Raw genomic sequence first — 17163 nt, forward strand, 5'->3', positions numbered from 1 at the left:
GCGCAAGCGATGGAGAAAGGCTTGACGGGCGGCCTGGTTCCGGCTAGTTATATCGCATACGATTTAATCTTAAGCGATATGAAAAGGGAGACATGCGATGTCCGTTGACCCGAAATACTGGACCGAGGCGCAGGCGACCGGCGGGGGCCGCAACGGCGTGGCCAAGCTGGCCGATGGCAAGCTGACGGTGACGATGACCAGCCCCAAGGAACTTGGCGGCTCGGGTGCGGGGCATAACCCCGAAGAGCTTTTCGCCATCGGCTATGCCGCCTGCTATCTGGGCGCGATGCGCTTTGCCGCCAGCAGCGAAAAGCTTGGCACGGTGCCCGACAATGCCACGGTGGATGCGCATGTGGGCATCGGCCCGCGGTCGGATGGCGGCTTCGGCCTGCAGGTTAAACTGGTGGTGAAGATGCCGGGCGTGGATCGCGCCGTGGTGGAAAAGATCGCGGAACGTGGCCATTTCATCTGCCCCTATTCCAACGCGACCAAGGGCAACATCGTGGTGGAAACCGTGGTGGCCTGACCTCTAGGTGACGGCATCGCCGCAGTCACATCCCGCTGCGGCGATGACTCTTTGTTACAAGGCATCCAGCCCGACGGAATTCGTGCTAGGCTTTCATTCGGTCAGTATAGGTTCAGTGCCCATGGAAGACGTCGAAACCATCGTGCGCGACCGCCTTGGAACAAGGCGGGTCAGCGGGGTTCGAATGCAAGAGACGCGAAATGCCGATGGAGAGAGCGTGCTGCGCATCTTCGTCGTCTATGATGGCGGAAGCGCTGCGCCCACGCCCGAAGAAATGCAAGGCGTGATTTCCGACCTGTGGGAGAAGGCCATCCGCGATGGCCGTCCTGATTATGTGGTGCCCAGTTTCATCTCGTCGGACGATGCCCGGAACCTCAGGACGGCTTAGCCTCGATCTCATCAAATGCTCCGCCAAGCGCATCAGCGCTCCGGCCACCTGCACTGAGGCGGATCTGCGCAGGGCGACCAGCGATCTCTATTACGCTTTGTTCCACGCGCTGTGCGAGGAGCTCGCCCAGTTGGTCGCCGAAGCACCGACCGACGTCGGCTATCGCGATACTTTCATAATGCTTTACCGCATGCCCAATCATGGGCCTGTCGTGCAGCGATGCCGTGATGCAATCAGTCGTAGCGACATGACGACGGTCCAGAAGGAGTTTGCCGAAACCCTGATGACGATGAAGGCAAAGCGCGACCTTGCCGATTACGACCCTTTTGCCGTCTTCAACATTTCCGAAGTCAGCAATGACTTGATGAACGTGACACGGACGCTCAACCGCTTTCTCGCCGAAAAAGAAAAAGAGCGCCGTCGCTTGGCGCTCTTCCTTGGTCTCGATGTCAGAAGGGCACGCTGACGCTTACGCCCGCACCATCCGCTCATACTCCGTCGCGATGCGCTTCGTCAGGTCGCCCACCTCGAAGTTGTAGTCCCCGATCTGACCCACCGGCGTGACTTCCGCCGCGGTGCCCGTCAGGAAGCACTGCTGGAACCCTTCCAGCTCCTCCGGCATGATGCGCCGCTCATGCACCTTGATCTGCATGTCCTTCAGCATCCCGATCACCGTCTGCCGCGTGATGCCGTTCAGGATCGCGTCCGGGATGGGCGTATGCACCTCTCCGTCCTTGACGAAGAAGATGTTCGCCCCGGTCGCCTCGGCCACATATCCGCGATAGTCGAACATCATCGCGTCGCTGCAGCCCTTTGCCTCGGCCGCGTGCTTGGACATGGTGCAGATCATGTAAAGACCCGCCGCCTTGGCCGCATGGGGGATGGTTTCGGGCGAGGGCCGCTTCCACTTCGCGATGTCCAGCTTCGCGCCCTTGAACTTCGCGTCGCCGTAATAGTTGCCCCAGGTCCAGGCGGCGACCGCCAACCGGATCGGGTTCCGCTTCGATGCCACGCCCATATCCTCGCCCGCGCCGCGCCATGCGATGGCGCGCACATAGGCATCCGTCAGGTTGTTCGCCTTCAGCACCGCCTCTTTCGCCGCGTTGATCTCTTCCACGCTGAATGGCAGCGGCATGTCCAGCAACTCGCCCGATTTCCGCAGGCGTTCGGAATGCTCGGTCGATTTGAAGATCTTGCCGTTATAGCAGCGCTCCCCCTCGAACACCGCGCTGGCATAGTGCAGCGCATGGGTCAGGATGTGGACATTCGCGCCACGCCATTCCACCAGCTTGCCATCCATCCAGATGAACCCGTCGCGATCGTCGTAGCCAGCCATGTCCCACTCCCAAGGGCGAAGTTTCCGAATGTTGCGTCTGTTAAGTCCGTATCGGACATAATATTGCGCAAAACCGGGGTTGAGCTAACAGTTGTGACTTGGAAAGTCAACAAGGCTGACGTAAATTCGCCGTCAGCCAAGGGAGGACGCGATGGCCGAGGGCAATGCGGGGGGTGAAAGCCTCCTGTTCCTGACCGATGAACAGCTTCGCAAGGGCATCGAGGCGATGTTCTTCGCCTATCGCGGTTTCACCGCCGATCCCGACCGCATTCTGGAAGGGATGGATTACGGCCGCGCGCATCACCGGGCGATCCATTTCATCCACCGCTCGCCGGGGACGACGGTTTCGAACCTGCTGTCGATCCTTGGGGTCACCAAGCAAAGCCTGAACCGCGTGCTGCGCAGCCTGATCGATGACGGGCTGGTCGAGGCGCGGGTGGGCCGGTCGGACAAGCGGGAACGCAACCTCTATCTCACCGCCAAGGGGCAGGAACTGGAGCGCCAGCTTTCGGATGCCCAGCGCGCGCGGATGCGGGCGGCCTATCGCGCGGCGGGGCCTGCGGCGGTGCAGGGCTTCCGCACGGTGCTGGAGGCGATGATGGACCCAGAGATGCGGCGGCAGTATCAATCCTTGCGCGAGGGAGAGAAATGACCGAACCGCAGGCGCATCTTCTGGTCGTCGACGATGACGAACGCATCCGGGGCCTTCTGCAGAAGTTCCTGATGCGGAACGGCTATCTGGTGACGGTGGCGCGCGATGCCGCGCAGGCGCGGCGTCTGCTGGCTGGCTTGGATTTCGACATGATCGTTCTGGACGTGATGATGCCGGGCGAGGATGGCATCACCCTGACGCGGGAATTGCGGGCGCGGCATGCGGTGCCCATCCTGCTCCTGACCGCGCGTGGAGAGACGGCGAACCGCATCGAGGGGCTGGAGGCCGGGGCCGACGATTATCTGGTCAAGCCCTTCGAACCCAAGGAACTGCTGCTGCGGATCAACGCGATCCTGCGCCGCGTGCCGCAGGCGCAGCCTGCCGTGCCCACGCCCAAGGTCCTGCATATGGGCGCCGTCCGCTATGACATGGACCGTGGCGAATTGTGGCGCGGGACCGATCTGGTGCGCCTGACCGCGACCGAAGCCACGCTGATGCGGCTTTTCGCGGCGCAACCCGGCACCCCCATCGCGCGTGAGCGGTTGGTGGGCGATGCGGGCAAGCCCGGCGAAGAGGGCGCGCAGGAACGCGCCGTCGACGTGCAGATCACCCGCCTCCGCCGCAAGATCGAGGAAGACCCCCGCCAACCCCGCTATCTGCAGACCGTCCGGGGCGAAGGCTACATGCTCCAGCCCGATTGATCCTGCGGATTGATACGGTTTCCCGATTGACCGGGGGCAAAGCCTTGCTACCTTCCGCCCGCCCGATGACGGGTGTTGTGTGGAGTTTGCGATGAAGACGATCTGGGCGGCTGCCATGGCGGCCATCTGCGCTGCGGCACCGGCAATGGCCGAAGAGGTGTTGCAGGACTATGCCGAGGCGGGCGGTTGGGCGATTGCCATCGACCCGACGCTGAACAATGGCTGCCTGATGTATGGCGAATTCGACGATCAATCCGTGGTCCGCATCGGGATCGATATGACGACGGGCTTCGGCTACATCCTGTCGGCCAATCCCGCATGGGGCGACATCGTCGAAGGCCAGTCCTATCCCGTCACGATCTCGCTGGATGACAAATCCTTCGAGGGGCAGGCGGTGGGCTACCCGATCGACGATCTTCCGGGCGCGAATGTCGATTTCGACAATCCCGATTTCCTTGCCCTGCTGGTCGAGGCAGAGAACCTGTCGCTGTCCCATGACGGGGCAGAGGTGATGTCGCTGGATGTCTCCGGTTCGGTCGAGGCGGTGGCGGCGCTGATCGAATGTCAGGAAGCGCAGAACGCCGCATCGGGCGGCTAAGGCTGTCGGCGCGCGCGGCCTGCGCTAGGCTCTCCGCTCCGAACCAAGGGATATGCCATGGTCACGCGCGTTTTTCATCACGCCGATTTCACGGGGCATGTCACCCCTCCGGGCCACCCAGAACAGGTGGCCCGCCTTGCCGCCGTGGAACGTGGGCTTTCCGAACTGCCACTGGAATGGCAAGAGGCCCCGATAGCCGCCGATGACGAAGTGCTGCGCTGCCACCCGGCCGCCTATCTGGCCAAGGTGCGCCGCGCGATCCCGACCGAGGGTTGGGTCGCGCTGGACGGGGAAACGATGCTGTCCCCCGGTTCTCTGACCGCCGCGCTGCGGGCGGTTGGCGGCATCTGCGCGGCAGTGGATGCCGTCATGGCGGCGCAGGCGCAGAATGCCTTCGTCGCGGGGCGACCTCCGGGGCACCATGCGGAAACCGCCACGGCGATGGGGTTCTGCCTCTTCGGCACCGTGGCCATCGCCGCCAAACGCCTGCTCGATCACCACGGCCTCTCCCGCGTCGCCGTCGTCGATTTCGACGTCCACCACGGCAACGGGACGCAAGACCTGCTCTGGGACGAACCCCGTATCCTCTTTGCCTCCACCCACCAGATGCCGCTCTATCCCGGCACGGGCCGCGCCGATGAACGGGGGGCGCATGGCAACATCCTGAACCACCCTCTCCGCGACGGAACGGGCAGCGCGGCGATGCGCACCGCCTATGATGGGCATATCCTTCCCGCGCTCGATGCCTTCGCCCCGGAATTCCTCCTGATCTCTGCCGGATTCGACGCCCACAGCGCCGACCCGCTCGCCTCACTCGAATGGCAGGCCGAAGATTACGCTTGGCTCACCCGCCGCCTCTGCGATCTGGCCGATCGGCACGCCAATGGCCGCATCGTCTCGACACTCGAGGGCGGATATGATCTTGCTGCGCTTCAGGCCTCGGTGGCCGCGCATGTGGGCGTGTTGGAGGAACGTGGAAGATGACCGCAAAACCCGTATCCGAAATGACCTTCGAAGAGGCCATGGCCGCGCTGGAGCAGGTCGTGAACCAATTGGAACGCGGCGAGGTGGCGCTGGAGGAATCCATCGCCCTTTATGAACGCGGCGCTGCCCTGAAAATGCACTGCGCCGACAAACTGGCCGCCGCCGAAGCCAAGGTCGAACTGATCCGCGCGCAGGAAGGCCGCGCCGTGGGCACCACCCCGGCGGAGGGGATGTGAGCTTCACCGAAACCCTGTCCCGCGACGCCGCCGCCATCGAGTCGCGTCTGATGCAGGCGCTGGACCACCGCGCCGACCAGCCCGTGATCCACGCCATGCGCTATGCCCTGCGCGGCGGCAAACGCCTGCGCGGTTTCCTCGTTCTGGAAAGCGCACGGATGCACGGCCTGACCGACGCGCAAGCCATCAGCGCGGCTGCGGCGGTAGAGGCATTGCACGCCTATTCCCTCGTCCATGACGACATGCCCTGCATGGATGACGATGACCTGCGCCGGGGCCAGCCCACGATCCATGTGAAATGGGATGAGGCGACGGCAGTCCTTGCAGGCGACGCCCTGCAAACCCTCGCCTTCGAACTGCTCACCGATCCCGCGCTGGGCAGCGGTGACACCCGCATCGCCCTCGTCGCGGGCCTCGCCAAGGCGTCAGGCGCCGAAGGCATGGTGCTTGGCCAAGCGCTCGACATCGCCGCCGAAACCGCCACCGCGCCCCTGACGCTGGACCAGATCACCGAATTGCAGGCAGGCAAGACCGGCGCCCTGATCCGCTGGTCGGCAGAGGCGGGCGCAATCCTCGCAGGCGCAGACCCGCAACCGCTCGCCCGCTATGCCACCGCGCTGGGCCTTGCCTTCCAGATCTGGGACGATGCGCTGGATGTGGAGGGCGACCCGGAAAAGACCGGCAAACGCCTGCAGAAGGATGCCGAGGCAGGCAAGGCGACCTTTGTTTCGCTGCTTGGCCTCGATGCGGCAAAGGCGCGCGCCCGGGCTTTGATTTCCGAGGCGGAAACCCACCTTTCCCCCTATGGCGACCGGGCCGCGAACTTGATCGCCTGCGCCCGCTTCGTTATCAGCCGCGAGACGTGACGCGCCCCCCTTTTCCTTGCCACCGGAAGGCAGCATGACAGACCGCCCCAAGACCCCGCTGCTTGACCGTGTCGCCGCGCCTGCCGACCTGAAGGGGTTGTCGGACCGCGAACTCCGTCAGATCGCCGACGAACTCCGCGCGGAAACGATCAGCGCCGTTTCGGTGACGGGCGGCCACCTTGGCGCGGGCCTCGGCGTCGTCGAACTGACCGTCGCCCTCCATGCCGTCTTCGACACACCGCGTGACAAGCTGATCTGGGACGTGGGCCACCAATGCTACCCTCACAAGATCCTGACCGGCCGCCGCGACCGCATCCGCACGCTGCGCACCGAAGGCGGCCTCTCCGGCTTCACCAAACGCAGCGAGTCGCCCTACGATCCTTTCGGCGCGGCCCATAGCTCCACCTCCATCTCCGCCGCGCTGGGCTTTGCCGCCGCCCGCGACCTTGGCGGCGACCCCGGCGACGCCATCGCGGTGATCGGCGATGGTTCCATGTCCGCCGGAATGGCCTTCGAGGCGATGAACAACGCGGGCCACCTGAAGACCCGCCTCTTCGTCATCCTCAACGACAACGAAATGTCCATCGCGCCGCCCGTCGGCGCGCTCTCCTCCTACCTCTCCCGCCTCTATGCCGAGGCCCCGTTCCAGGATTTCAAGGCCGCCGCGAAAAGCGCGGTCAGCTTCCTGCCCGAACCCTTTCAGGAAGGCGCGCGGCGGGCGAAGGAAATGCTCAAAGGCATGGCCGTGGGCGGGACGTTGTTCGAGGAATTGGGCTTCAACTACATCGGCCCCATCGACGGGCATGATCTCGACCAGCTCCTCCCCGTCCTGCGCACCGCGCGCCAGCGCGCCACGGGGCCGACGCTGATCCACGTCCTGACGAAAAAGGGCAAAGGCTACGCCCCGGCCGAGGCCGCGCGCGACCGTGGCCATGCCACGGGCAAGTTCGACGTGCTGACGGGCGTGCAGGCAAAGGCGCAATCCAACGCCCCCGCCTATACCAAGGTCTTCGCCCAAGGCCTGATCGCCGAAGCCGAACGCGATGAAAAGATCGTCGCCGTCACCGCCGCCATGCCGGATGGGACCGGCCTCAACCTCTTCGCCGACCGCTTCCCCCGCCGCTGCTTCGACGTGGGCATCGCCGAACAGCATGCCGTCACCTTCTCCGCAGGCCTCGCCGCCGGGGGCCTCCGCCCCTTCTGCGCCATCTACTCCACCTTCCTGCAACGCGGCTACGATCAGGTCGTCCACGACGTCGCCATCCAGCGCCTGCCCGTCCGCTTCGCCATCGACCGCGCGGGTCTGGTTGGGGCCGACGGCGCGACCCATGCGGGCAGCTTCGACGTGGCCTTCCTCGCCAACCTCCCCGGCATCGTGGTCATGGCCGCCGCCGACGAGGCCGACCTGATGCACATGGTCGCCACCGCCGCCGCCCATGACGAAGGCCCCATCGCCTTCCGCTACCCCCGCGGCGAAGGCGTCGGCTGCGACCTCCCCGCCCGCGGCACGCCCTTGCAGATCGGCAAGGGCCGCACCATCCGCGAAGGCGGCCGCGCCGCCATCCTCTCCTTCGGCACGCGGCTTTCCGAGGTGCTGAAGGCCGCCGAGTCCCTCGCCCAGCGCGGCCTTGCCCCCACCGTCATCGACGCCCGCTTCGCCAAACCGCTGGACCGCGACCTGATCCTCCACGCCGCCCGCCACCACGAGGCGCTGATCACCGTCGAAGAGGGCGCGGTGGGCGGCTTCGGCTCCCATGTCGCGCAACTCCTCGCCGACGAAGGTGTCTTCGACACGGGCCTCAAATTCCGCAGCATGGTCCTGCCCGACATCTTCATCGATCAGGCCAGCCCGGAACGCATGTATCAGGTCGCCGGGATGGATGCGGCCCAGATCGAGGCAAAGGTCCTCTCCACCCTCGGCATCGCGGTTGTGGGCAAGCGGGCGTGAATGTTGCGTTAACGCGCAATTAACTTGACCGACTTACGGTAACGCGCAATCCTCGAAGGGATCGCGCGATGCAGGTCACCCTGTCCCGAACCGCTGCCAAAGCGCTGCGCCGATTGCCGCCGCAAGACGCCAAGGCCCTGCTGGCAAAGCTCGACCACTGGGCGCGGACGGGGCAGGGCGACGTGCGGCCCTTGACGGGGGAATCGGGCCTGTTCCGCCTCCGCCATGGCGATTGGCGCGCGATCTTCGAACTGCGGGAGGGCGTGCTTGTCCTCCTCATCGCGCACAGACGTGAGGTCTACAGATGAACCACGCCACCACGCCCCAAGGCGAACCGCTGATCGTCCTCACGGCGCAGGAATACGCCACCCTCCGCGGGGATGCCGCCCTCGCCGCTATGGCGCAGGATGCACGGGCAGAAGACGCCAAAGCACCAAACATGCCCGCCGACCTGATGCAGGCGATGCTCGACGGCACGCTGCACCCCCTCGCCGCTTGGCGGCGCGCGGCGGGTCTGACGCAGGGCGCGCTGGCGCAAAGGGCAGGGCTGCGGCTCTCCACCGTCTGCGACATCGAACGCGGCAAGATCGACCCTCGCCTCTCCACCCTCCGCGCCTTGGCCGATGCTCTGGGAACGGGGATCGACGATATCGTCTAGCGACCTTCCAGCCGCTTCTCCAGCGCGGCGATCCGTTCCATCAATTCCGCATGCCGCGCCGCCGCCTCATCCGGCTTGTCCGCCTCTGCCGCCTCTTGCATCGAATTCACCACCAGACCGACGAACAGGTTGATCACGGCGAATGTCGTCACAAGGATGAAGGCGATGAAGAAAATCCACGCATAGGGGTAAACCTCCATCACTGGCCGCACGATCCCCATCGACCAGCTTTCCAGCGTCATCACCTGAAACAGCGTATAGGCCGAAAGTCCCAGATCGCCGAACCAGTCGGGGAAAGAGGCCGAGAACAGCTTCGTCGCCATCACGGACGCAATGTAATATATCAGCCCGATCAGCATCATCACCGATCCCATCCCCGGCAGTGCCAGAAGGAACCCTTCCACCACACGCCGCAGGCTTGGCGCGACGGAAATCAGACGCAGCACCCGCAACACGCGCAACGCCCGCAGAACCGACAGGCCGCCCGTAGCCGGCAGCAAGGCCACGCCCACCACCGCCAGATCGAACAGGTTCCACCCCGACCGGAAGAACCGCCCGCCCAATGCGAACAGCTTCAACACGATCTCCACCACGAAAATCGCCAGACAGATCCGGTCCAGCGTCAGGATCACTTCCCCCGCCGCCGCCATCACGGGCTTGGATGTCTCCAGCCCCAGCAGCACCGCGTTGAACAGGATCACCCCCATGATGAACCGGGTGACAGCGGGGCGTTCCAGAAATTCCGCCACTTGATTGCGAACCGACATTGCTTGTCCCTCACTCCACAACGCAGAAGGCCCGGGCATTCCAGCCCGGGCGCATCCATTCCAGTTTATGCCCGTCATTCCGCGGGCTTAACAACACCGTCCTTCGCCTCTTTCGTCTTCCACAGCGAGAAGATCACACCCGCCGCAAGGATCACGAAGGTGATGCCCAGCGACCAGCTCGGCGGGAACTTCTCCCAGCCCATCGCATCGGCGATGAAGATCTTCGACCCGATGAACACCAGCAGCAGCGACAGCGCATATTTCAGATAGGCGAAGCGGTGCAGGATCGCCGCCAGCGCGAAATACAGCGCCCGCAGGCCGAGGATGGCGAAGATGTTCGAGGTATAGACGATGTAGGGGTCCGTCGTGATCGTGAACACGGCAGGCACCGAGTCGACGGCAAACACCAGATCCGCGATCTCGATCAGGATCAGCGCGATGAACAGCGGCGTCGCATAGCGCACCATCTTCCCGCCCGCATCGGGCTGGCGCACGAAGAACCGGTTGCCGTGCAATTCATCAGTCACCCGGAACCGACCCCGGATGAACTTCAGAACCGGGTTGTTCGCGATGTCATGTTCGCCATCGCCCACGAACAGCATCTTGATCCCGGTAAAGATCAGGAACACCGCGAAGATATACAGAACCCAGCTATAGGACGCGACGATCGTCGCCCCCAGCCCGATCATGATGCCGCGCAGCACGATCACGCCAAGGATACCCCAGAACAGCACGCGGTGCTGATAGGCGCGCGGCACCGCAAAGAAGGTGAAGATCAGCGCGATGACAAAGACGTTGTCCATCGCCAGCGTCTTTTCCACGACAAAGGCCGTCAGATACTGCGCGGTCGGCGTCCAGCCCATCTGCCAATAGACAAAGCCCGAAAAGCTCAGCCCCAGCACGATATACATCGCCGAAAGCTTCAGGCTCTCCGCGACCCCGATCTCGTGGTTTCCATCCTTGTGCAGAACGCCAAGGTCAAAGGCCAATAGCGCGATGACCAATGTGATGAAAAGCAGCCACATCCACATGGGCTTGCCCAAGAATAGCAGGAAGAGAAATTCCATTCCCCGTTGTCCTCTCTCGAACACATGTCCAAGCGCCGGGAAGTCACGGGAACAGGGTCCGGGCATGACATCGAGGCGCACTCGATGCGGTCCGACATGGCGCTTTCGCGTCAGAGGGGCCCGGCCCGCCTGCGGAAGGTGGGTATGGGAGTCAGGTTTTCAACCCGCCGCGGCGCAGAAATTTCACGCGCCCGTGACCGGGGCGTGATCAGCGGGCGTTCTCGGCGGCCAGAAGGCTGGCCAGCCCCTCGCGATAGCTGGGGAAAAGCAACCGCACGCCAAGCTCTTCCTTGATGCGGTCATTCCGCACCCGCTTGCTCTCGGCATAGAAACTGCGCGCCATCGGCGTCATCTCCGCCTCGTCATAGGGAATGGCGGGCGGCAGCGGCAGGCCCAACAGTTCCGCCGCATGGCCGATCACATCCTCGGGCGGGGCCGGGTCGTCATCACAGACGTTATAGGCCGCGCCGGGATTGGGGCGGTTGATTGATGCCAGCAGGACCTGCGCGATATCCTCCACATGGATGCGGCTGAAGACCTGCCCCGGCTTGATGATGCGGCGGGCGGTTCCATCCCGCACCTTCTCGAACGGTCCCCGACCATTTCCATAGATCCCCGCCAGCCGGAAGATATGCAGCGGCAGGCCCAAGGCGGCCCAACCCGCCTCTGCCTCCACCCGCGCCTGCCCGCGAGCCGTGGCGGGCGTCAGCGGCGTCGCCTCATCCACCCACCCCCCGGCATGGTCGCCATAGACCGCCGTGGTGGAAAGATACCCCACCCATTCGGGCCGCGCCGCGCGCAACTCCCCTGCATGGTCGCGCAGAATCGGATCGCCCCCTGCCTCCGGCGCGACCGAAGTCAGCACATGCGTCGCCCGCGCCAGCGCCGGGGCCAGCGACCCGGGCAGCAGCAACGGCTCCACCCCCTGCGCCGCGAAGTCACGGGCGCGGTCCGGGTTCCGCGTCGTGCCGATCACCCTCCAGCCCTGCGCCAGCAACACCCGCGCCAGCGCCTGCGCGCTGTAGCCATGACCGATGGAAAGCAATGTCTTCATGCGCCAACCATGGCCCGCCCCCCGCGCGGGCGCAAGCTGTCGCAAAGGCTTCACTTGCGCAGGCCCCCCCCTTTCGGATTACATGCCTGATCAAATTACGAGCAACGCAAGAACAAGAAGAACGCAATGACCGAAGACTCCCATCCCTTCCTGACCCCCGACCTTCCCGCGCCCGAGTCCTTCACCGACCCCGTCGCCGCCGTCGACCGTCTGGAAGAGATCTATTTCGCCGCCACAGCCTTCCTGTCGCAGCATTTCACGCAGGCCGTGACGGGGGCGAAGCCATCCGCCCGCATCCGCGCCTGCTATCCCGAAATCCGCCTGACCACGACCAGCCATGTAAAGACCGACTCGCGCCTGTCCTTCGGCCATGTGGCGGGGCCGGGAACCTATTCCACGACCGTCACCCGGCCCGACCTCTTCCGCAACTACCTGATCCAGCAGCTTGACCTTCTGCTGCGTCACCACGGCCAGCCCATCGTCATCGGCCCCTCCGACACGCCTATCCCGGTGCATTTCGCCGTGGCGGGCAATCCCAAGGTCTCTGTCCCGCAGGAAGGCGTTCTGGAATTCTCGCTGCGCGACGTGTTCGACGTGCCGGACCTCGCCACCACCAATGACGACATCGTCAACGGCACCCGCCAATTCCTGCCCGACGGCTCGCGCCCCCTTGCCCCCTTCACCGCGCAGCGGGTGGATTACTCGCTCGCCCGCCTGTCGCATTACACCGCCACCGATGCGGGGCATTTCCAGAACCACGTCCTCTTCACCAACTACCAGTTCTACGTGGACGAATTCGAAGCCTATGCCCGCAAGGTGCTGGCAGATCCCGCCTCGGGCTATACCGAATTCGTGGCCCCCGGAAACCTCATCCTCACCACGCCCGACGGCATCCTGCCGCCCACGCCCAAGATGCCCCAGATGCCCAGCTACCACCTGAAGCGGGCGGACGGGAACGGCATAACGCTGGTCAACATCGGCGTCGGCCCCTCCAACGCCAAGACGGCCACCGACCACATCGCCGTCCTGCGCCCCCACGCATGGCTCATGGTCGGCCACTGCGCGGGCCTCAGGAACTCCCAATCTCTCGGCGATTTCGTCCTCGCCCACGCCTATCTGCGCGAAGACCACGTCCTCGACGACGACCTCCCCGTCTGGGTCCCCATCCCGGCCCTTGCCGAAATCCAGATCGCCCTCGAAGACGCGGTGGAAGAGGTCACCCAACTCGAAGGCTACGAACTCAAGCGCATCATGCGCACCGGCACCGTCGCCACCATCGACAACCGCAACTGGGAACTGCGCGATCAGTCCGGCCCCGTGCAGCGCCTGTCGCAATCCCGCGCCATCGCGCTGGATATGGAATCCGCCACCATCGCCGCCAACGGCTTCCGCTTCCGCGTCCCCTACGGCACCCTCCTCTGCGTCTCGGACAAGCCCCTGCATGGCGAGTTGAAACTTCCCGGCATGGCCTCCGAATTCTACAAGACGCAGGTCGCCCGCCATCTCCTCATCGGCGTCCGGGCCATGGAACTGCTGCGCGACATGCCCATCGAACGTATCCATAGCCGGAAACTCCGCAGCTTCGACGAAACCGCCTTTCTCTAGGCTCAACTGCAGATTTCCGCCCGGTCACCGGTCCGATCCGGGCGGAAATGGTCAGAATGCGCTTGATTTGTTCGCCAAAACAGATTTTAGCCGTTCCAGTCAAAACACGGACAGGGTCAGGCCCCGCCTGATGACAGGGCCAGAAAACGAAGGAACATCACATGTCGAAACCGATGACCAAAACCCAGCTCGTTGCCGCTCTTGCCGAAACCATGGGTTCGGACAAGAAGACCGCGACCGCCGCTCTGGATGCCATCGCAGCCGTCGTCGCGCGCGAAGTGGCCGCTGGTGGTGCCGTGACGCTGCCGGGTCTGGGCAAGGTCGTCTGCCGCGCCCGGCCGGAGCGTCAGGTGCGCAACCCCGCCACCGGCGAAACCGTGACGAAGCCCGCCGACAAGCAGGTCAAGTTCTCCATCGCCAAGGCACTGAAAGACAGCGTCAACGCCTGATCCACAGGCCGTTGCACGGATCGCGGGCCGCCCCTCCGGGCGGCCCTTTCGTTACCGGGCATAGGCCCTTTCGCCAAAGATCGCGGACCCCACGCGAATATGCGTGGCCCCCGCCACAATCGCCGCCTCGAAATCCCCGCTCATCCCCATCGAAAGGCCGCCCAGCCCGTTCCGCGCGGCCATCCCGGCCAGCATGGCGAAATGCGGGCTGCTGTCCTCCCCCTCCGGCGGGATGCACATCAGGCCCGCGACCGGCAGGTCCATCCCCCGGCAGGTCGCGACGAACCCATCCAGATCGGCAGGCAGGACGCCCGCCTTCTGCGGCTCCTCCCCCGTATTCACCTGCACATAGAGCGCCGGGCTCCGGCCCCGCTCCTGCGCCAGACGGGCAAGCTTCTCGGCCAGCGAGGGCCGGTCCACGCTGTGGATCGCGTCGAACAGGTCCACCGCCACCTTGGCCTTGTTCGTCTGCAAGGGGCCGATCATGTGCAGGTCCACCTTGCCGAACCGCGCCTGCAGGTCCGGCCACTTCCCCGCCGCCTCCTGCACGTAATTCTCGCCAAAGCAGCGATAGCCCTGCTCCAGCACGGCGATGACGCGGTCCAGAGGCTGCACCTTCGACACGGCGATCAGGGTGACGGAACCCGCCTCCCGCCCCGCCGCGGCCTCTGCCGCCCGCACCCGTGCCACGATCTCCGCCAGCGCCATGATCCGCCCCCTTTGCCCTTCCGCATCAGGAACATAGCACCGGGGGAAAGGGAAGACAGGTGGCATGCGCAAAGCAGAAAGAGCGGGCACGAGGCCCGCCCTTTCCGATGATCCCGGGAGGGGGGATCAGAACGTGAAGGACACGCCGAGGTCGTAGGCGGTGTTGTCAGCCGGACCCGCGACCTTGGTTTGCGCGATGCCACCAACAAGCGTTGCGCCGCCGCCCAGATCGTAGGACGCGCCGATGCCATAGGCGACGGTGCCACCCAGACCCGAGTCATCGGTGTAGAAGGCGGTGCCGGTGATGCCGCTCATGGTGTACGAGGCCGAGAGCGCGTACTGCTTGCCCGAGAAGCCCGGACGAACCACATTCACACCGGCCAGCGTGCCCGAAGCCTTGCCGTAAAGGCCCTTCACCGAAACGCCCGCGACGGTGCCGCCAGCGGTCAGCACGACGTGCTTCATGTCGGTGTTGTCAGCCGGAACCGCTGTGCCAGGTGCAATACCAGCCGCCGGTGCGATGAACCCGCTCAGCTTTTCATAGCCGAGACCGGCATAGTAGTCGCCGAAGGTGTATTTCGCACCGATGGCATAGGCCATGGCGTTCGAGGTGAGCGCGTTGACAGCCGGAGCACCGGGAGCAGCGCTGTTGACCAAAACGTCGCGCGGGTTGGTGACCGAGAAGTAGCCCGTGAAGTCACCAGCCGAGTATTCATACAGCAGCGTCGGATCATTGGTCTCGATCGGGTCGGTGGTGCCACCCGGAATAGCGGCAGTCTGCGCCACGGCGTTCAGACCGCCAGCACCGATGAAGGTCGACTCCGACCAGTCGTTCAGGCCGGTCAGGCTGGTGGCCGAAACGTGGCCGGTCGCCATTTGGGCCGCGCCATCGACGTCGCCCATCGACAGTTTGCCGAACGCGCCCGAGATGAACACCGAACCAGCGGTGCCCGAAGCAGCGCCCGTGGCGTTGTCGGCACGGAACGACGCACCGAAGGACAGGCCCGAATCCGACTCGCCCGACAGGGTGAAGGTCACGCGCGCACGGCTGGTGAAGACAGTGTCGCCTTCGTCAGTGTTCAGCGTCAGAAGGTTGTCCTCACCCGAAGAGAGGATCCCCATCCGCGCGTCACCCGACAGGGTCACTTCTGCGGCGGCGATCGACGCGCCGGCGACGAGCATGGTCGTCGCGAGCAGTACTTTTTTCATTGGTAGTCTCCTTACTGGTAATGAACCGATGGCCGGAACCTACTCCCGCAGGCTTTCCATGACAAAGCCTTATGGATATCACCCATATCATTAACAAAAGTTAACGATGCATTCCCGCCACAGTGCCCCCCAGACACGCGAAAGGCGCCCCCCGCTCTCCGGGACGCGCCTTGCAGCCGAACTTCATGGATTTCCGCCCCTTGCAGGCCCACCCCAACCCGCCCCGCACAAAAGAAAAGAGCGGGCACAAGGCCCGCTCTTCCCTAAACAGTCTTCGCGTTCAGATCAGAACGAGAAGGACACACCGAGGTCGAACGCTTCGGTGTCGGCGTCGTGGTTCTTGACCAAACCACCGTTGACGGATGCGCCACCGCCGAGGTCGTAGGAAGCACCGATGCCGTAGGCAGTCGTTGTGCCAGCGACCCGAAGATCCGAGTCATCAGTGTAGAACACGGTGCCGGTCAGAGCGCCGGTGGTGTACGACACCGAGGCAGCGTACTGCTTAGCGTTGTTCAGCACGACTCCACCCACGTTGCCATCAGCCTGACCAAACAGACCCTGCACGTTGAAGCCAGCAACGTTCGCCGAGAGCTTCAGGACGACGTGGTCGACATCGACGTTGTCAGCACCGGTAGCGGCGACCGCAGCCTTGCCGTCCAGCTTTTCATAGCCGAGGCCAACAGCGTAGTCACCGAAGGTATATTTCGCACCGAGCGCGATCGCGTTGGTGTCGGTGATGATCGTCGTGGCCGCCGTCGCCCCAAGCACGTTGATGGTCGTGGTCGGGTTGGTAGCAGACACGTAGACAGTGAAGTCACCAGCCGAGTACTCGTACAGAGCGGTCGGGTCGGTTGCACCATCACCAGCGCCGAGGAAGGTCGACTCGTTCAGGTCGCCGAGGCCGGTCAGACCAACGCCAGCCACGTGGCCGGTCGCCATCTGAGCAGCACCGTCAACGTCGCCCATCGACAGCTTGCCGAAAGCGCCCGAGATGAACACGGAACCGCCGTCACCCTGGTTGGCGGCAACAGCGTTGTCCGCACGGAACGACGCGCCGAACGACAGGCCCGAGTCCGACTCGCCGGACATGGTGAATTCAACGCGAGCACGCGACGTGAATTCGAGATCGCTCTCATCCACACCAAGGGTAGCAGCGTTGTCGAAGTTCGAGATGATACCCATGCGGGCCGAACCCGACAGGGTCACTTCGGCAGCGGCGATGGACGCGCCGGCAACGAGCATGGTCGTTGCGAGAAGAATCTTTTTCATAGTTTTCCCTCGTTGTCTTAGGAACCCAACCCAGGGGAATCCGGCTTGGGGATGCTCTGTTAATCAGTCTTACCGCCCCGGATTGCAACGACAGAGGTTTAGCAAAGGTTAATGCCCTTTTTCGTGGTGCAGTCTTGCCACA

General features: G+C 64.3%; 21 protein-coding genes. 14 read left to right on the forward strand and 7 right to left on the reverse strand.

Annotated elements, in window-relative coordinates; all coding sequences use genetic code 11:
- The first annotated feature begins 97 nt into the window (after window positions 1-97).
- From TabM4_RS18450 to TabM4_RS18460, 3 genes are all read left to right on the forward strand, one after another.
- Window positions 98-526 carry an organic hydroperoxide resistance protein gene (locus tag TabM4_RS18450; RefSeq protein ID WP_434615788.1) on the forward strand — a complete coding sequence of 143 codons (429 nt, stop codon included), beginning with the start codon at window positions 98-100 and terminating at the stop codon, window positions 524-526.
- A gap of 121 nt (window positions 527-647) precedes the next feature.
- Entirely contained in the window at window positions 648-914 is a 267-nt protein-coding gene (locus TabM4_RS18455; RefSeq protein WP_434615791.1) for a hypothetical protein, read from the forward strand.
- Window positions 889-1380 (forward strand): hypothetical protein, encoded by a 492-nt coding sequence (locus tag TabM4_RS18460; RefSeq protein WP_434615794.1) that lies wholly within the window; start codon window positions 889-891, stop codon window positions 1378-1380. The genes TabM4_RS18455 and TabM4_RS18460 overlap by 26 nt, the downstream gene beginning before the upstream one ends.
- A 3-nt stretch (window positions 1381-1383) precedes the next feature.
- Here TabM4_RS18460 and TabM4_RS18465 read toward each other — a convergent pair whose 3' ends face one another.
- Window positions 1384-2250: a branched-chain amino acid aminotransferase gene (locus TabM4_RS18465; RefSeq protein ID WP_434615796.1), complete on the reverse strand. Its 867-nt coding sequence runs from the start codon at window positions 2248-2250 to the stop codon at window positions 1384-1386.
- Between the two features lie 151 nt (window positions 2251-2401).
- On the opposite strand from TabM4_RS18465, the gene TabM4_RS18470 reads away from it, so the two are divergent.
- The 9 genes from TabM4_RS18470 (at window position 2402) to TabM4_RS18510 (ending at window position 8893) form a co-directional block, all read left to right on the forward strand.
- Entirely contained in the window at window positions 2402-2902 is a 501-nt protein-coding gene (locus TabM4_RS18470; RefSeq protein WP_434615799.1) for a MarR family winged helix-turn-helix transcriptional regulator, read from the forward strand.
- Entirely contained in the window at window positions 2899-3603 is a 705-nt protein-coding gene (locus tag TabM4_RS18475) for a response regulator (RefSeq protein ID WP_434615802.1), read from the forward strand. Before TabM4_RS18470 ends, TabM4_RS18475 begins: the two co-directional genes overlap by 4 nt.
- Before the next feature lie 91 nt (window positions 3604-3694).
- A complete protein-coding gene (locus tag TabM4_RS18480; RefSeq protein ID WP_434615805.1) occupies window positions 3695-4201 on the forward strand; it encodes a hypothetical protein in 507 nt (168 codons plus the stop codon).
- A 57-nt stretch (window positions 4202-4258) separates the two neighbouring features.
- The gene (locus TabM4_RS18485) at window positions 4259-5185 is read left to right on the forward strand and encodes a histone deacetylase family protein (protein WP_434615808.1); all 927 of its coding nucleotides are present in this window, start codon (window positions 4259-4261) and stop codon (window positions 5183-5185) included.
- Entirely contained in the window at window positions 5182-5421 is a 240-nt protein-coding gene (locus TabM4_RS18490; protein ID WP_434615811.1) for an exodeoxyribonuclease VII small subunit, read from the forward strand. Before TabM4_RS18485 ends, TabM4_RS18490 begins: the two co-directional genes overlap by 4 nt.
- Complete coding sequence (locus TabM4_RS18495) at window positions 5418-6287, forward strand: polyprenyl synthetase family protein (protein ID WP_434615814.1); 870 nt, start codon at window positions 5418-5420, stop codon at window positions 6285-6287. The genes TabM4_RS18490 and TabM4_RS18495 overlap by 4 nt, the downstream gene beginning before the upstream one ends.
- 34 nt (window positions 6288-6321) lie before the next feature.
- Window positions 6322-8235 (forward strand): 1-deoxy-D-xylulose-5-phosphate synthase, encoded by a 1914-nt coding sequence (gene dxs, locus TabM4_RS18500; protein WP_434615817.1) that lies wholly within the window; start codon window positions 6322-6324, stop codon window positions 8233-8235.
- 68 nt (window positions 8236-8303) lie between these two features.
- Window positions 8304-8543 carry a type II toxin-antitoxin system RelE family toxin gene (locus TabM4_RS18505; RefSeq protein WP_434615820.1) on the forward strand — a complete coding sequence of 80 codons (240 nt, stop codon included), beginning with the start codon at window positions 8304-8306 and terminating at the stop codon, window positions 8541-8543.
- Window positions 8540-8893 carry a helix-turn-helix transcriptional regulator gene (locus tag TabM4_RS18510; protein ID WP_434615823.1) on the forward strand — a complete coding sequence of 118 codons (354 nt, stop codon included), beginning with the start codon at window positions 8540-8542 and terminating at the stop codon, window positions 8891-8893. The genes TabM4_RS18505 and TabM4_RS18510 overlap by 4 nt, the downstream gene beginning before the upstream one ends.
- Here TabM4_RS18510 and TabM4_RS18515 read toward each other — a convergent pair.
- The 3 genes from TabM4_RS18515 to TabM4_RS18525 form a co-directional block, all read right to left on the reverse strand.
- On the reverse strand, window positions 8890-9660 hold the full coding sequence (locus TabM4_RS18515; RefSeq protein ID WP_434615826.1) for an ion transporter: 771 nt from the start codon (window positions 9658-9660) through the stop codon (window positions 8890-8892). The genes TabM4_RS18510 and TabM4_RS18515 overlap by 4 nt on opposite strands.
- 74 nt (window positions 9661-9734) lie before the next feature.
- On the reverse strand, window positions 9735-10727 hold the full coding sequence (locus tag TabM4_RS18520) for a TerC family protein (RefSeq protein WP_434615829.1): 993 nt from the start codon (window positions 10725-10727) through the stop codon (window positions 9735-9737).
- Window positions 10728-10935: 208 nt separating this feature from the next.
- Window positions 10936-11781 (reverse strand): SDR family oxidoreductase, encoded by an 846-nt coding sequence (locus tag TabM4_RS18525; protein ID WP_434615832.1) that lies wholly within the window; start codon window positions 11779-11781, stop codon window positions 10936-10938.
- 126 nt (window positions 11782-11907) lie between these two features.
- Between TabM4_RS18525 and TabM4_RS18530 the strand changes: the two genes are divergently transcribed.
- Together TabM4_RS18530 and TabM4_RS18535 are read left to right on the forward strand one after the other, a co-directional pair.
- A complete protein-coding gene (locus TabM4_RS18530) occupies window positions 11908-13386 on the forward strand; it encodes an AMP nucleosidase (protein WP_434615835.1) in 1479 nt (492 codons plus the stop codon).
- Window positions 13387-13547: 161 nt separating this feature from the next.
- The gene (locus tag TabM4_RS18535) at window positions 13548-13835 is read left to right on the forward strand and encodes an HU family DNA-binding protein (RefSeq protein WP_434615838.1); all 288 of its coding nucleotides are present in this window, start codon (window positions 13548-13550) and stop codon (window positions 13833-13835) included.
- A 51-nt stretch (window positions 13836-13886) separates the two neighbouring features.
- Here TabM4_RS18535 and TabM4_RS18540 read toward each other — a convergent pair whose 3' ends face one another.
- The 3 genes from TabM4_RS18540 to TabM4_RS18550 all read right to left on the reverse strand — a co-directional run bounded on the left by TabM4_RS18540 (window position 13887) and on the right by TabM4_RS18550 (window position 17021).
- Window positions 13887-14543: a YggS family pyridoxal phosphate-dependent enzyme gene (locus TabM4_RS18540; RefSeq protein ID WP_434615840.1), complete on the reverse strand. Its 657-nt coding sequence runs from the start codon at window positions 14541-14543 to the stop codon at window positions 13887-13889.
- Window positions 14544-14669: 126 nt separating this feature from the next.
- Entirely contained in the window at window positions 14670-15752 is a 1083-nt protein-coding gene (locus TabM4_RS18545; protein ID WP_434615843.1) for a porin, read from the reverse strand.
- A gap of 285 nt (window positions 15753-16037) precedes the next feature.
- Window positions 16038-17021, reverse strand: coding sequence for a porin (locus TabM4_RS18550; RefSeq protein WP_434615846.1), 984 nt, complete (start codon window positions 17019-17021; stop codon window positions 16038-16040).
- Window positions 17022-17163 lie beyond the last annotated feature (142 nt).

Origin of the sequence: Tabrizicola sp. M-4, from assembly GCF_051132405.1 — a bacterium.
GTDB lineage: Bacteria > Pseudomonadota > Alphaproteobacteria > Rhodobacterales > Rhodobacteraceae > Paragemmobacter.